General features: G+C 28.7%; 11 protein-coding genes. 3 read left to right on the top strand and 8 right to left on the bottom strand.

Annotated elements, in window-relative coordinates:
• Both BLT70_RS04355 and BLT70_RS04350 read left to right on the top strand, forming a co-directional pair.
• Nucleotides 1–1,629: a pyruvate dehydrogenase complex dihydrolipoamide acetyltransferase gene (locus BLT70_RS04355; RefSeq protein WP_091892033.1), complete on the top strand. Its 1,629-nt coding sequence runs from the start codon at nt 1–3 to the stop codon at nt 1,627–1,629.
• A 67-nt stretch (nt 1,630–1,696) separates the two neighbouring features.
• Complete coding sequence (locus BLT70_RS04350) at nt 1,697–2,383, top strand: GNAT family N-acetyltransferase (RefSeq protein ID WP_091892031.1); 687 nt, start codon at nt 1,697–1,699, stop codon at nt 2,381–2,383.
• A 91-nt stretch (nt 2,384–2,474) separates the two neighbouring features.
• Here the strand turns inward: BLT70_RS04350 and BLT70_RS04345 are convergent, their stop codons facing one another.
• Entirely contained in the window at nt 2,475–3,206 is a 732-nt protein-coding gene (locus BLT70_RS04345) for a DUF6263 family protein (RefSeq protein WP_091892029.1), read from the bottom strand.
• Nucleotides 3,207–3,315: 109 nt separating this feature from the next.
• The gene (locus BLT70_RS04340) at nt 3,316–4,641 is read right to left on the bottom strand and encodes a dihydrolipoamide acetyltransferase family protein (RefSeq protein ID WP_091892027.1); all 1,326 of its coding nucleotides are present in this window, start codon (nt 4,639–4,641) and stop codon (nt 3,316–3,318) included.
• Nucleotides 4,642–4,932: 291 nt separating this feature from the next.
• Here BLT70_RS04340 and BLT70_RS04335 point away from each other — a divergent pair, with 291 nt between their 5' ends.
• Nucleotides 4,933–7,587 (top strand): DEAD/DEAH box helicase family protein, encoded by a 2,655-nt coding sequence (locus tag BLT70_RS04335; RefSeq protein WP_091892026.1) that lies wholly within the window; start codon nt 4,933–4,935, stop codon nt 7,585–7,587.
• Nucleotides 7,588–8,062: 475 nt separating this feature from the next.
• Here BLT70_RS04335 and BLT70_RS04330 read toward each other — a convergent pair whose 3' ends face one another.
• The 6 genes from BLT70_RS04330 to hemB form a co-directional block, all read right to left on the bottom strand.
• Nucleotides 8,063–9,697 (bottom strand): tetratricopeptide repeat protein, encoded by a 1,635-nt coding sequence (locus tag BLT70_RS04330; RefSeq protein ID WP_091892024.1) that lies wholly within the window; start codon nt 9,695–9,697, stop codon nt 8,063–8,065.
• 439 nt (nt 9,698–10,136) lie between these two features.
• Nucleotides 10,137–11,039, bottom strand: a complete 903-nt coding sequence (hemF, locus tag BLT70_RS04325) for an oxygen-dependent coproporphyrinogen oxidase (RefSeq protein WP_091897403.1) — start codon at nt 11,037–11,039, stop codon at nt 10,137–10,139.
• A gap of 4 nt (nt 11,040–11,043) precedes the next feature.
• On the bottom strand, nt 11,044–11,787 hold the full coding sequence (locus BLT70_RS04320; protein WP_091892022.1) for an EI24 domain-containing protein: 744 nt from the start codon (nt 11,785–11,787) through the stop codon (nt 11,044–11,046).
• A 138-nt stretch (nt 11,788–11,925) separates the two neighbouring features.
• Nucleotides 11,926–12,951, bottom strand: a complete 1,026-nt coding sequence (hemE, locus tag BLT70_RS04315; RefSeq protein ID WP_091892020.1) for a uroporphyrinogen decarboxylase — start codon at nt 12,949–12,951, stop codon at nt 11,926–11,928.
• A 95-nt stretch (nt 12,952–13,046) separates the two neighbouring features.
• Nucleotides 13,047–14,336: a glutamate-1-semialdehyde 2,1-aminomutase gene (gene hemL / locus BLT70_RS04310; protein ID WP_091892018.1), complete on the bottom strand. Its 1,290-nt coding sequence runs from the start codon at nt 14,334–14,336 to the stop codon at nt 13,047–13,049.
• A gap of 84 nt (nt 14,337–14,420) precedes the next feature.
• The gene (gene hemB / locus BLT70_RS04305; protein ID WP_091892016.1) at nt 14,421–15,386 is read right to left on the bottom strand and encodes a porphobilinogen synthase; all 966 of its coding nucleotides are present in this window, start codon (nt 15,384–15,386) and stop codon (nt 14,421–14,423) included.
• Between the last annotated feature and the right edge of the window lie 18 nt (nt 15,387–15,404).

Raw genomic sequence — 15,404 nt, 5'->3', positions numbered from 1 at the left:
ATGGCTACAATAATAAATATGCCGAGATTAAGTGACACCATGGAAGAAGGTGTTGTGGCAAAATGGTTAAAGAATGTTGGAGATAAAATTGAAGAAGGCGATATTTTAGCTGAAATTGAAACAGATAAAGCTACAATGGAGTTTGAATCTTTTCATGAAGGAACTTTATTATATATAGGAATTCAAGAAGGTGAAACTTCTCCAGTAGATACTTTATTAGCTATTATTGGTGAAGAAGGCGAAGATATTTCTGCTTTTGTTAAAGGAAATTCTCCATCAGAAGAAACAGAAACTAAAGCTGAAGTTAAAGAAGAGGTTGTTGCTGAAACATCTAATTCGGATGCTGTTGAAATTCCTAAAGGCGTTCAAGTTATTATGATGCCTCGTCTAAGTGATACGATGACAGATGGTACTGTAGCTACTTGGTTAAAGAAAGTTGGTGATAAAGTTGAAGAAGGAGACATTTTAGCTGAAATTGAAACAGATAAAGCTACAATGGAATTTGAATGTTTCTATGAAGGAACAATCTTATTTATTGGTGTTCAAGAAGGTGAAACTGTACCAGTTGATAGTCTTTTAACTATTATTGGCCCAGAAGGAACTGATGTTTCTGCAATTGTTGCTAATGGTGGAAATGTATCATCTAGCGAACCATCAGAAAAAGCTACTCCATCAGAAAAGAAAGAAGAGAAAAAAGTAGAAACTGTTGCAGAACCTGTTGCAACGACTAATACTTCTACAAATAATTCTGGAGGACGTATTTTTGCATCTCCTTTAGCTAAGAAAATTGCTTCTGATAAAGGAATTAATTTAGCTGATATAAATGGTTCTGGTGAAAACGGAAGAATCATTAAAAAAGATGTAGAAAATTACACGCCTACTGCACAACCAACTCAAGCTGCTGCATCTAACGCTGCTCCTGCTGTAAGTTTTGTTGCTGCTGGTGAAGAAAAATCTGAAGAGGTTAAAAACTCTCAAATGCGTAAAGCAATTGCAAAATCTTTAGGTAACTCTAAATTTACTGCTCCAGACTTCAGTTTAAATATTGAAGTTGATATGGACAATGCGATGGCTTCTAGAAAAACTATAAATGCAATTCCTGATACTAAAGTATCGTTTAATGATATGGTTGTTAAAGCATGTGCAATGGCTTTGAAAAAACATCCACAAGTAAATACTTCATGGACAGATACAAATACAGTTTATCATAGTCATATTCATGTTGGGGTTGCTGTTGCTGTAGATGATGGTTTATTAGTACCTGTTATAAAACATACAGACGCATTGAGTTTAACTCAAATTGGTGCTGGTGTTAGAGATTTAGCTGGTAAAGCAAGAAACAAAAAATTAGCTCCTACCGAAATGCAAGGTAGTACTTTTACAGTTTCTAATTTAGGTATGTTTGGTATAGAAAACTTTACTTCTATTATAAACCAACCTAACTCTGCTATTTTATCTGTGGGTGCAATTGTACAGAAACCTGTTGTTAAAGACGGACAAATAGTTGTTGGTAACACAATGAACTTAACATTAACTTGCGATCACAGAACTGTTGATGGCGCTGTTGGAGCTCAATTTTTACAAACATTAAAAACGTTTATAGAAAACCCAGTTACAATGCTAGCGTAGGTTTTTTTTAAACTATATTATATAAAAAAGCTCGCAAATTGCGAGCTTTTTTTTACACCTATTTTTGATGAAAAATTTAGAAGACAAACTTAAAAACCCTGTTTGGTATTCATTAAATGAAACCCACAAAAAGTATTTAATTGAGTTTGATGGCGTTCAATTTTATAGACCAAATGTAAACATATTTGGTGCTTTTTTTGATGAAGAAAAAACAGCTAAAGCTCTAAATGAGTATTCTAAAATTGCCAATAAATTCTTTTTAGTTTCAGAAAATCAAGTACCCATAATAGATGCAAATCATGTAATTTTAGAGAAGAAAATTAATGGTTGCCAAATGGTTTTTGACCATTTAATAGATATAGAAATTACAGAAAATATTGTTTTATTATCCAAAGAATATATTGATGAAATTTATGAATTAATCTGGCTGGTAATGCCTGGGTTTTATCAAAAGGGAGGGTTCGAAATGGGTAAATATTATGGAATATTTAAAGATAACAAATTAGTTTCAATAACTGGACAAAGAATGCAAACTGATGATTTTATTGAAGTTAGCGGTGTTGTAACTCATCCAGAGTACACAAAAAAAGGATATGCTAAACAATTAGTAACTTACACTACTAAAGAAATTTTAAAGGAGAGAAAACTCCCTATTTTACATACCAACAAAGGAAACCCTGCAATTGCACTTTATAAAAAACTAGGTTATAAATTAACTAGAGATATGAATTGGTGGTTATTTAGTAGAAAATAATATTAAAAAAAGTCTCAAATAATTATTTATTTGAAAATAAAAAAAGCCTTGAAAAATTAATTTCAAGGCTTTTCTTTTATAAAATATATGCTTATAATTTAGTCATTGTCATTGTAACTTTTGAGATCAAGTCTTGACCTTGCATAGAAAGTTTCATGTCTATAACAGAGCTTAAAGGAACTCCAGACTCTTTATCAATGTTCATTGTTCCTGTAATATCACCTGTTGCCATTCCTGATGATTTACCTGTAATATCTAGTTCAACTTTATCTTTTAAAATAGATTTTACAGTATAAACAAAATCTAAAATCATTCCTTTTTGATTTTTTTGATACGTCCAAGTAGAACCAACTTTTACTGCTTCTTTAGGATATATAACATTAGATTGATTAGCAAAATCATCCATTCCTGGAACATTAGGTTCTGCTTTCATTTCTATAACTTCTCCTAAATTATTTCCTTTAGCTGTAAGAACTGCAGCTAACATTGGAGACATTTGAGCTTTTACCATTTTACCTGCTTCATCCAATTCGTCGTCACTTTTAGTAGAATCAAAACTCATTACATTTCCAGCTTGTAACATATCCATTGTCATTTTTGTAAACGACATTTCGCTAGTATTTGTATCATCAGTAACATCAATAATCTTCATATTCATATCTATATTCATCCCCATAGACATCATTGTTCCCATTTCTTGAGACATTGTCATTTGCGCATTATACACATCTCCTTTATTATAATTTAACCTTAATAATACTGATTCTTGAGCAAAGCTAATTGTAGAAGATACAACTAGAAATAAAACTAACAATTTTTTCATGTTTCTGATTTAAAATTAATATTGATTTTTGTTATTGACAAATATAATCGTTTAAAAAGAAAAAACGCTTGGAGTTACCAAGCGTTTTTTAAAAATATTTATAGAAAATCTAAAAATCTTGGTTTACATCCCAAGCTTCTAAAATTTCTTTAAGAGTTTTAATAAACATACCACCTAAAGCACCATTTACTACTCTATGATCATAAGAATGAGATACGAACATTTTTTGTCTTATTCCTATAAAATCACCTTCTAGAGTTTCAATTACTGCAGGAACTTTTCTAATAGCCCCTAAAGCTAAAATTGCAACTTGTGGTTGATTTATAATAGGCGTTCCCATAACAGAACCAAAACTACCAACATTTGTAACGGTATAAGTTCCTCCTTGAATTTCATCAGGTTTTAACGCATTATTTCTAGCTCTTACAGCTAAATCGTTTATTGCTTTTGTAATACCAACTAAACTTAGCTGATCTGCATTTTTAATAACAGGTACAATTAAATTTCCGTCTGGTAAAGCGGCTGCCATTCCTAAATTTATATTTTTCTTTTTAATGATATTTTCGCCATCAACAGCAATATTTATTAATGGATATTTTTTAATTGTAGTAGCAACAGCTTGCATTAAAATTGGTGTGTATGTAAGCTTCTCTCCTTCTCTTTTAAAGAATGCATCTTTAACTTTTTCTCTCCATTTTACTATATTAGTTACATCAATCTCTATAAATGATTGCACATGAGCAGAGGTTAAAACAGAGTTTACCATGTGTTTTGCCACAAGTTTACCCATTCTACTCATTTCAATAATTTCATCTTCGCCATTAACAGAAACGGGAGTTGCTTTAGCTACAACTTTTTCTACTTGTTTAGGTGCTTCAACTTTGGTTATTTCTGATGCTTGCTCTACTATGTTTTGTGGAGATTTTACTTTATTTTCAATATATGATAAAATATCTTCTTTAGTAACTCTTTCATCTTTTCCTGTTCCAGAAATAGTTTCTAATTCTTTCATAGAAATACCTTCTGTTTGAGCTATATTTCTAACTAAAGGAGAATAAAATTTACCAGAATGTGAAGTTTTAGCTATTGGTGTAGAAACAACATTAACAGCTTTTTCAATTGCATTTTCTATTTCTTCAACTTCTTTAGGCACTTCAGCTTTGGGTTGTGTAGCTATAGGAGTTTCGCCAGAAGTTTCTGTTTCTATAATTGCAATGGTTTCACCTACGGAAATAATAGCATCTTTTTGGTATAAAATTTCAATTAAAGTCCCTTCAACCTCACTAGGAACCTCAGAATCAACCTTATCTGTAGCAATTTCTACAATTGCTTCATCTAATTCAATGGTATCTCCTACTTCTTTTAACCAAGAAGTAATTGTTGCTTCTGCAACACTTTCGCCCATTTTAGGTAATTTCAATTCAAATCTTGCCATTTTTTATCTGTTTTTACAGAATGCAAAAGTACTAAAAATCGTTGATTTCTTAATACTTTTAAACCTTAAATAAATATTAAATATTAATTTAAAATTACAATATTCATAATATAACTATTCAAAAACAGAAACTAAATAAATTTAATTTAATAAAAAATTGATTTTAATAAAATTAATACAATTTAACTAATGAACGCAGCAGTTTGTTTTACAAAAAAACAATTTATAACCGCTTTAAAAAGATATTATAATATCTGCTAAAAAGAATCGTTTTAAAATTTTATTTTATATTTGAATTTAGAACAAAACGAATTGAACTCTCCCTTAAGTAATTTAAACTTCATATTCACTTGGCGACCTTATCAGGAAAAAGTTTTAAAAAATTTTGATAAGTTTATAAAAGACAATCATTTTCATGTAATTGCACCTCCCGGTTCTGGAAAAACTATTTTAGGTCTCGAGTTAATAAAAAGAATTGGTAAAAAAACACTCATTTTAACTCCTACTATAACGGTAAGAAATCAATGGGAAAATAGATTGCAAACTTTTTTTACTCATAATAATTCTTTTACAGATTTTTCTTTTGATATAAGAAAACCAAAAACCCTTACTTTTTCTACATACCAATCTTTAAATTCTCTTTATAAATCTTTCGAAAATAAAAATGAGTATTTTAATTTTTTTGAAGAACATAACATAGATGTTTTAGCATTAGACGAGGCACATCACTTAAAAAAAGAATGGTGGACGTGCTTATACGAACTAAAAAAGCAATATCATAAAACCATAGTAGCTTTAACAGCAACACCACCTTACGACAGTTCAAATACTGAAATTAAAAAATATTTTAGTTTATGTGGCGAAGTAGATGATGAAATTATGGTACCCGATTTAATTAAGGAAAACAATCTTTGTCCTCATCAAGACCTTGTTTATTTATCAGAACCTCTAGATTATGAAATAAATTTTATTGTTAATTATCGCATTAAGATTGCTAATTTTATTGATGCATTATTAGTTGACACACATTTTATCACTTTTTTAAAACAACATCGTTTCTATCAACAAACAGAAAATAACATTGATGAAATTTATCAAAATATAGAATACTTTTCTGCAATATTAATTTTTCTAAATCAAGTTTCAGAACATATAAATCAAGAAAAACTGAGTGTTTTGGGTTTTAACAAAAATGAAACCATCGAGTTTCCTAAAGTAACCAATAATTGGATAGAAATTCTATTGCAAAACTTATTGGTTACCGATAGAATTAACCTCTTTAATAAGGAAGGTTATCTGCATGAATTAGAAAAAAAGTTAAGAAAAATTTCTGCTTACAAACAAAACAAAGTTAATCTTACAGGTAACAAAACAATTTATAAATCTTTATCTTCTAGCCCAAGTAAACTAAATAGTATTTGTGAAATTGTACTGCACGAACAAATAAATTTAAAAGCTAATTTACACTGTGTAATTTTATCCGATTATATTAGAAAAGAATATTTAAATGCATGTAATACAGAAATTGATGCAATAAATAAATTAGGCATCCTTCCTATATTTCATAAATTAAGAAAATGTATTCCGCATAAAAATACTATTGGAGTTTTAACCGGTTCTTTGGTAATTATACATGAAAGTATTTTATACTTACTACAAGAAAAAGAACCTTTAAGCATGTATTCTGGTACTCCTTTATCTTCGCAAAATGAGTTTTTGATTATCAATTCTAAAAGCTCTAAAAACCAAATTGTGAATAGCATTACAGAACTATTTGAATCTGGAGACATTAAAATATTAATTGGCACAAAATCTTTATTGGGTGAAGGTTGGGACGCGCCTTCTATTAATTCCTTAATTCTTGCTTCTGTGGTTGGTTCTTTTGTCACTTCTAATCAAATGAGAGGAAGAGCAATAAGAATGCATATTAAAAAACCTAATAAAGTTGGTATTATTTGGCATCTAGCCTGTGTAGACTTATCTGAAAAAAGTGGAGGAAAAGACTTGGAAATTTTATCGAGGAGATTTACTGCTTTTCTAGGAATTACCTATTCAGAAAAAGTAGTTATCACTAATGGTTTTGGGCGATTACAAATTCCTGCAAAATTAAATTCTGATACAATTAAAACATATAACCAACATAATTTTAAAAAAGCTAAAAATAGAAATCAGATAAAAAATAATTGGAACAAAGCGGTTTCTATAGGTAAAAGTATTACACAAGAAATCCTTTTATTAAATCAAGAAAAAGATAAACCAGCCACTAAGACAAAAATATTTTACCAAGATATCGTTAAATACTTATCTATAGAAGTAATTATTGGTATTTCTTATTTTCTACCAAATTTTATATTTAAAAATTTAAACATCATCTTAAATAAAGGTATTGTTACTTTCTTCTTTTCTTTACTAAGTGCTTTTGCATTTGCTTTTGGATATAAAATATTTACAATCACAAAATTATATATTCGTTATGGTTTTATTTATAAGAAGATTCACAAAATGGCTTTGACTATTTTAGATACTTTAATTACTATAAAATTAATAACTACAGATAAAAATGAAATACTTATTTCTACTGAAAAATTAAGCAACGGAAATATTTCTTGCAATATACAAGGTGCAAACAAATTAGAAAGTCAATTATTTACAAATGCTTTAGATGAAATATTAAAACCTATTGAAAACTCTAAATACTTAATAGTAAAAACCAATTGGTACAGAAAAAAATTAAACATCTATAATTTCTTTGCGATACCAGAAATCTTTTCGAACAATAAAAAAGAAGCTTTGTTATTTCAAGAAAACTGGTTAAAACATTTAGGAAAATCTAAATTAATTTACACCAGAAATAAAATTGGAAGACGCATATTACTAAAAGCACGACTATCTTACATTTATAATATAGATAAAAAAATCACAAAGAAAAATGTAATTTGGAAATAAGATAATTTAATAGTTGAAATACTTTTTAAGAAAACTTAACTTTTATATTTTTTTGTAACATCAATACAATTTGCAACTATTATAAAAGTGCCTCTAAAATCTAAACCTTTGTTTCTAATCTACTCAGTAAACTAAGTCTTAAAATTAAAAACATACCTTCTTTTATACTTTATAAAAAAGTTTGAATAATAAAAGCAACTTGTAATAAGCTACTTTTATTATTCGTTATATATAATTGGGGGAGGGGAACAATAAAGATTGGGGAAATCGTTTTATTTTCAAGATTTACTCAAACTTAATTATTTAAGCTATTAATTCCACAAAAAAAGGGTAACAAAAAGTAACAAAAATTACAAAAAAGTAATAATAAGTAACAAAATAAAACATAAAAAACTAAAAATAAACATATTAACAATAGAAACACTGTTACATTATAATTACTAAATATCTTACGGTAATTTATTGAGAAAATTAACTACACTGATAAATTTTGAATAAAAATCTCTAACTTTTGACTTTTTGGCACATTCATTTTCTTTCTTATTCTATAACGTGTAACTTTTATTGCATCCGAGCTTGAGTTTCTAATAGATGCAATTTCTTTAACAGATAAATTTAATCTCAATAAAGCACAGACCTCTCTTTCTGTTTTAGTTAAATCTTTATAATGAGAAATTAACATATTATCGAAACCGTCATTAATTGAATTTATCCTCTGCTTAAGTACAGTTAATTTACTATCTGTTGTTATTTGCTGCTGTATTTTAAAAGATAAATCTTTAATATAATTTTTTACGTCAATTGAATTAATTGATTTTCTCTGTTTTTTGAGCTGAGATAAAAGTTGTTTTAAAAACTCTAATCTCATAGAGTTATCTGCCACTAAATTCTTTATTTCTATTTCAGATCTTTTAAACTTTTGTAATAAAACTTCTTTTTTAATTTTTTCTTTTTCTAAATTCGCCTCTATTATTTTGTTTTTATTTTCTGAATTTCTGTAAAGTAAAATAACAAGAGGAATACTCAATAAAAAGAATACAATAATTATAATTAAATACAACTTCTTATCAAAAGCCTGTTTTTGATTTATTATTTCTAAATTTTTCTTTTCTATCTTAAGCTTATTTTCTATCTCTGCTTCTACAATTGTGTTAGATAATTGCGACTCATAAATAGAATCTGAATAAATCTTATACTTTTGATAATATATATAGGATTCCCTATAATTTTTCATAGCATAATTAATCTTAGCAATAGAACCATAAGATTTTGATAATCTTAATTTAAAATTTTCTTTTTTAGCAACCATTATAGCAGAATCTAGATATTTTAAAGCCTTATTATATTCTTTCATTTTACTATAAGCAGCAGCTATGTTATGATAATTAACTGATACTAATAGTTGATTACTTTCTTTTTTAGCAAATTTTAAAACTAGAGTTCTAATATTTATTATCTTATTATACTCACCTTGCTTATAATAAGTATTAGCTATATTATTGTACACATTATAAACTCTATCGTCTCTGTTTAATTTTTTAAAAACTTCAAGAGCTTTATCATAATAATAAATTGATGAATCTAATTTCTGAAGTCTAGTGTAATAATTACCTAAATGCAAATAGCCCTTTCCTAATATCAACTCATCTTGTCCTACACTAAGCTCTAAACCTTTTTTGTAAAACTCAAACTCTTTATTCATTTGATTTTTATAACGATACAAATACCCAATATCAAAAAAAATAGAAGCATAACGTTCTGTATCGTTTGTCTTTTCAAATATATCTTTTGCTCTATTAAAATACCTAAGACTGGTACTTAAATTACCTTTATTCTTCTCTATAAACCCTAATTTATGCAAAACATCACCTTCAATAATAGCATTTTTATCTTTACATAATAGCAAAGCTTCTCTTAAAAAATACTCAGATTTACTAACATTTTTAGAATAAAAATAATTCCCACATTCAAATAAAAACTGCAACTTTTTATCGTCTGTTTTAATAGATTTTAAAATTTCTTTTTTTGAAATAAAGATAGAATCTAAGTTCTGAGAGTTGGCTTTTAATACAAAAAAAAGAAAAAAGATTAATATGAATTTGTAATACATTTATTATATCGTTATTATTTATGTCCTTAAAAAATATTAAATATCATTTTATAAAAAATAAAACAAAATACAGAAACTAACACTAATAAGAAACTAAATCATTCTGGTTTAAAAAATAAAAAGTCTTTTCTTCTTTAGTAACTGATAATTCTGCATAATTTAAAACACCCAATATTTATAAAGTTATAAAATTTCAACTTACAGTACTATAAATTAGCACCTCAATACAATAATTACCATATTCACAAAATAACAACCATAAAAAAGATGATACTTTAAGATATTTTAACAAAACAATATGATTATTATCATATAATAAAATACAGTTCTAATGTAAATTTGCAATATAAAACAGTCAGAGTATGAGAAACAACTAAAAATAATATTTGAATTAATTAATAGAAAAAGCAGGAATTATATTCCTGCTTTTTTATGCAACTTAAATCCACTCTTTAGGACTCTTTAAAATTTGTGTAAGTCTTTCTTCTTCAGAGTTTTTTTCTGGATGATGATTGTATTTCCATTGCACAATTGGTGGCAAACTCATTAAAATACTTTCTATCCTTCCGTTTGTTTTTAAGCCAAAAAGAGTTCCTCGATCATGTACCAAATTAAATTCTACATAACGACCTCTTCTAATTTCTTGCCAATCTTTATGTTCTTTTGTAAATCCAATTTCTTTTCTCTTTTCTACAATTGGCACATAACTTTCTAAAAAACTATTACCAACTTCTGTTACAAAATTAAATCTATCTTCAATCGAAAATTCTTCAGTTTTCTTTTGATAATCAAAGAATAAACCACCAATTCCGCGAGCTTCGTTTCTATGTGAATTCCAAAAATACTCATCACAAGTTTTTTTAAACTTCGGATAAAATGCTGGATGATGTTTGTCACAAGCCGATTTACAAACCGTATGAAAATGAGTTGCATCTTCATCAAATAAATAATACGGAGTTAAATCTTGACCTCCACCAAACCATTGATTAACAATGTTTCCTGCCTCATCATACATTTCAAAATAGCGCCAATTTGCATGTACTGTTGGTACAAATGGGTTCTTTGGATGTAAAACTAAACTTAATCCACAAGCAAAAAAATTACCTTCTTTTACTTTAAATTGATTTCTTAAAACTTCTGGTAAATCACCATAAACAGCAGATATATTTACACCACCTTTTTCAAAAACATTTCCGTTTTCAATAACACGAGTTCTTCCTCCTCCACCTTCTTTTCTTTCCCAAATATCTTCTTCAAATTTAGCTAAACCATCTACTTCTTCTAATTTAGAAGTAATTGTATTTTGTAAATTTTCTATGTATTTGTAAAATTTATTTTTCATAAACTTATTCATGTTTGCTATGTAATAACGATAAAGTTTTTGTTGACGCAGCTGTTACTGATAGTGGTAAAACTATAATAATTCCGATGATTGGAATAAGTAAACACAACATAAAAACAATACCGTTTCCTATTGCATAACCTTTATTTTTACCTACAAAATCTACACTTTTTTTATAATCTAAATGACGCTCTAAAGTATAATCCATATTACCAAAACCTGCGTAATACGCCTGAACTAAAAATAATAAAATAGTAGAAAATATATTTATTATTGGTATAAATTTTAATAGTAAAATTGGAAATGTAATTAAAAGCTCTTTTAATAAATTTCTTAAATTTATTCTTATTCCTCTAATTAACTGTTCTGTAAAAGATGTTTTTCTATGTAAGTGTTTAACATTTCCATAAAAATGATGTTCTATTTTTTCTGAAACTGCGCTCATAAAAGGCGCGGATAATGCCATAATTATGTGTTTATAAACGATTAAACCAATAATTACGACTATTAAACCTCCAATAAAATTGCTAATTGATGTAAAAGTTTCTTTACCTGAATCCCAAACCCACGCTTTTGCTATATAACTACCAATATTATCTGATAAAACATACGCTTCTACACCAATTAAAATAGCAGTTACAATACTTATTAAAACAGGAATTATAAAATATTTCCAAAGTTTTAATTTTGAAATTAGCGATAAAGCACCAGCGTATTCTTTAATTCCTAAAATAATATTTTTAATCATTAGCGTTGGTTTGCGTTAGCGATTGAAGTGGCATCCTTTTTGCTTTTTCTGCAAAAAGATACAACGGAAAGCGCGACCTTTTTAGGGAACGCCCAAATTATAGATACTTTTCAGATATCAAAATTACTCAAAATAAACTTAGTTTTTATACTCTTTTACTGCGTCTATAAATGCTTTTGCATTTTCTAAAGGAATGTTTGGCAAAATACCATGACCTAAATTTACAACTAATTTGTCTTTACCAAATTCATTAATCATTTCATGCACCATTTTTTTGATAACTTTTGGTGGAGAAAATAATCTTGTTGGATCGAAATTACCTTGCAAAGTAATTTGTCCTCCTGATAAATAACGAGCATTTCTTGGAGAACACGTCCAATCTACACCCAACGCAGAAGCGCCAGATTTCGCCATTTTATCTAAAGCAAACCAACATCCTTTTCCGAATGCAATTACTGGTGTTTCATCTTTTAAAGCATCAATAATTTGCTGAATATATTGCCAAGAAAATTCTTGATAATCTACTGGCGATAACATACCTCCCCAAGAATCAAAAACCTGAACTGCATCTACACCAGCTTCAACTTTTGCTTTTAAATAGGCTATTGTGGTGTCTGTAATTTTTTGCAATAAAGAGTGAGCCACAACAGGATTTGTAAAACATAATTCTTTTGCTTTATCAAAGTTTTTAGAGCCTTGCCCTTGTACACAATAGCACAAAATTGTCCAAGGTGAACCTGCAAAACCTATTAATGGAACCTCATCATTTAGCTTTTCTTTGGTTGCTTTTATCGCTTCCATTACATAGCCTAAAGTTTCATGAACATCAGGAACAATTACACGATCTAAATCTTTTTGAGTACGAATAGGATTTGGTAAATAAGGTCCAAAATTTGGTTTCATTTCCACTTCAATATTCATCGCTTGTGGAATTACCAAAATATCTGAAAACAAAATTGCAGCATCCATTCCGTATCTTCTGATAGGTTGTACAGTAATTTCTGATGCTAATTCTGGAGTTTGACAACGTGTAAAAAAATCGTATTTCTTTTTGATTTCTTGAAATTCTGGCAAATATCTTCCTGCTTGACGCATCATCCAAACTGGCGGCCTATCTACAGTTTCTCCTTTTAATGCTCTTAAAAATAAATCGTTTTTTATCATTATATTCTTTTACGTCATTGCGAATGTAATGAAGCAATCTGCTTATCAATTAACAAATTACTTCGTCATTCTTCCTCGTAATGACGGTTTATTATTTACATTTTAGAAACAGCCAACATTGCTTTATCAATTGCGGTAGCTATTTTTTTAATATCCTTATCAGTTAATGCTGATGATAAAAACCAAGCTTCAAACTGACTTGGAGGTAAGAAAACTCCGTTATTAATCATTTCCCAAAAGAAAACTGCAAACTTTTTAGTATCAGATAATTGAGCTTCTACAAAATTAGTTACTTCTCCTTTTAAAAAGAATGGATTTATCATAGAACCAAATCTATTTACAACCAAACCAATTTTATGTTTTTTAGCCGATTCTAATAACAATACTTCTAAAATACTTGCAATTTCTTCAAAATGTTCATAAGGATTCTGTTTTTTTAACTCCGTTAGCGTCGCAATTCCTGCTGCCATTGCAATAGGGTTACCAGATAAAGTTCCTGCTTGATACATACCACCTAAAGGTGCAACCATTTCCATTATTTCGTTTCTTGCCCCGTAAGCTCCAACAGGAAATCCACCACCAATTACTTTTCCTAAACAAGTAATATCTGCTTGAACACCTAATAATTCTTGAGCTCCTCCAAATTTAGAACGGAAACCCGTCATTACTTCATCTGCAATTAACAAAGCTCCTTTAGATTCTAAATATTTTTTTAATTCAACTAAGAAATTATCTTCCGGTAGTACAACTCCCATATTTCCTGCTATTGGTTCAATAATAACTGCTGCAATATCTTTATACTCTTTAAAGTGCTTTTTTACACTCTCTAAATCATTATAATTAGCAATTAAAGTATTTTTTACCGCTCCTTCAGGTACACCCTTAGAACCAGGCAAACTTAAAGTTGCTAAACCAGAACCTGCTGCAACCAATAATGCATCTTGATGCCCATGATAACAACCAGCAAATTTTATAATTTTGTCTTTACCTGTAAAAGCTCTTGCTAAACGAATACCACTTAAAACAGCTTCTGTTCCAGAATTTACAAACCTAACTTTATCCATTCCAGGAAAAGCATCACAAACTATTTTTGCTAACTTTATTTCGTTTTCTGTTGATGCTCCAAAAGAATAACCATTTTTCAACGCTTTTTCAACAGCTTTTTGCACTTTTTTATGTCTGTGACCTAAAATCATTGGTCCGTAAGAAAGTACTAAATCTATATACTTGTTTCCATCAACATCTGTAATTTTAGTTCCTTTTGCTTTTTTGATAAACAACGGATTTCCACCAACTGAAGAAAATGCTCTTACTGGAGAATTTACTGCTCCTACAAGGTTTTTTAATCCTTTTTTATATAATTTTTCTGATTTTTTGAATTTCATTTTTTTAGCTTTTCTGTCATTGCAAATATGATGAAGCAATCTGTTAATTAAGAGATTACTTCGTCATACTTCCTCGTAATGACTTTATTTTTTCAACAAAACTTTTGCCGCTTCCTTTGCAAAATACGTAATAATAATATCTGCTCCTGCTCTTTTCATTGATAGTAAACTTTCCATCATTACTTTTTCTCCGTCGATCCAACCTTTTTCTGCAGCTGCTTTTACCATTGCATATTCTCCACTTACATTATAACAAGCAATTGGTCTATCAAAATTATTTTTTAAATCTCTAATAATATCCAAATAAGATAACGCTGGTTTTACCATTAAAATATCTGCTCCTTCTTGATCATCAAAAGTGGCTTCACGCATTCCTTCATCTCTGTTTGCAGGATCCATTTGATAAGTTCTTCTGTCTCCAAAAGTTGGTGCAGAATCTGCTGCATCTCTAAAAGGACCATAAAATGCAGATGAATATTTTACTGAATACCCCATAATTGGCAAGTTCACAAAACCTGAATTATCTAATGCTTGACGCATCATATCAATCGTTCCATCCATCATTCCTGAAGGTGCAACCATATCTACACCTGCTTTTGCATGAGAAATCGTTTGTTTGGCAATATTTACTAAAGTTGCATCATTATCAACATCATTATCGTGTATAATTCCACAATGTCCGTGAGAAGTATATTCGCAAAAACATACATCAGTAATTACATATAAACTTGGGTAGTTTTTCTTGATAAAACGAATTGCTTGTTGCATTATTCCGTTATCATTCCAAGTTTCTGTTCCTTCATCATCTTTATTTGATGGAATTCCGAATAATAAAACTGCGGGAATATTTAAAGAAACTACCTCATCTAATTCTTTAGAAATTCTATCCAAAGAAAAACGTTTAATTCCTGGCATGGAAACAATTTCAGTTTCAATATTTTCTCCTTCTTCTATAAAAAGTGGGTATATAAAATCATCAACAGAAAGTTTAGTTTCTCTTACTAATCTTCTTATTCCTTCTGATTTTCTAAGTCTTCTTGTACGAAACATAAATTCTAGTTTATGTCA

Origin of the sequence: Polaribacter sp. KT25b (assembly GCF_900105145.1) — a bacterium.
In the GTDB taxonomy this organism is placed as follows: Bacteria; Bacteroidota; Bacteroidia; order Flavobacteriales; family Flavobacteriaceae; genus Polaribacter.
The sequence above is the reverse complement of the archived record's forward strand: the minus strand, read 5'-3'. Positions and strand labels throughout refer to the sequence as shown.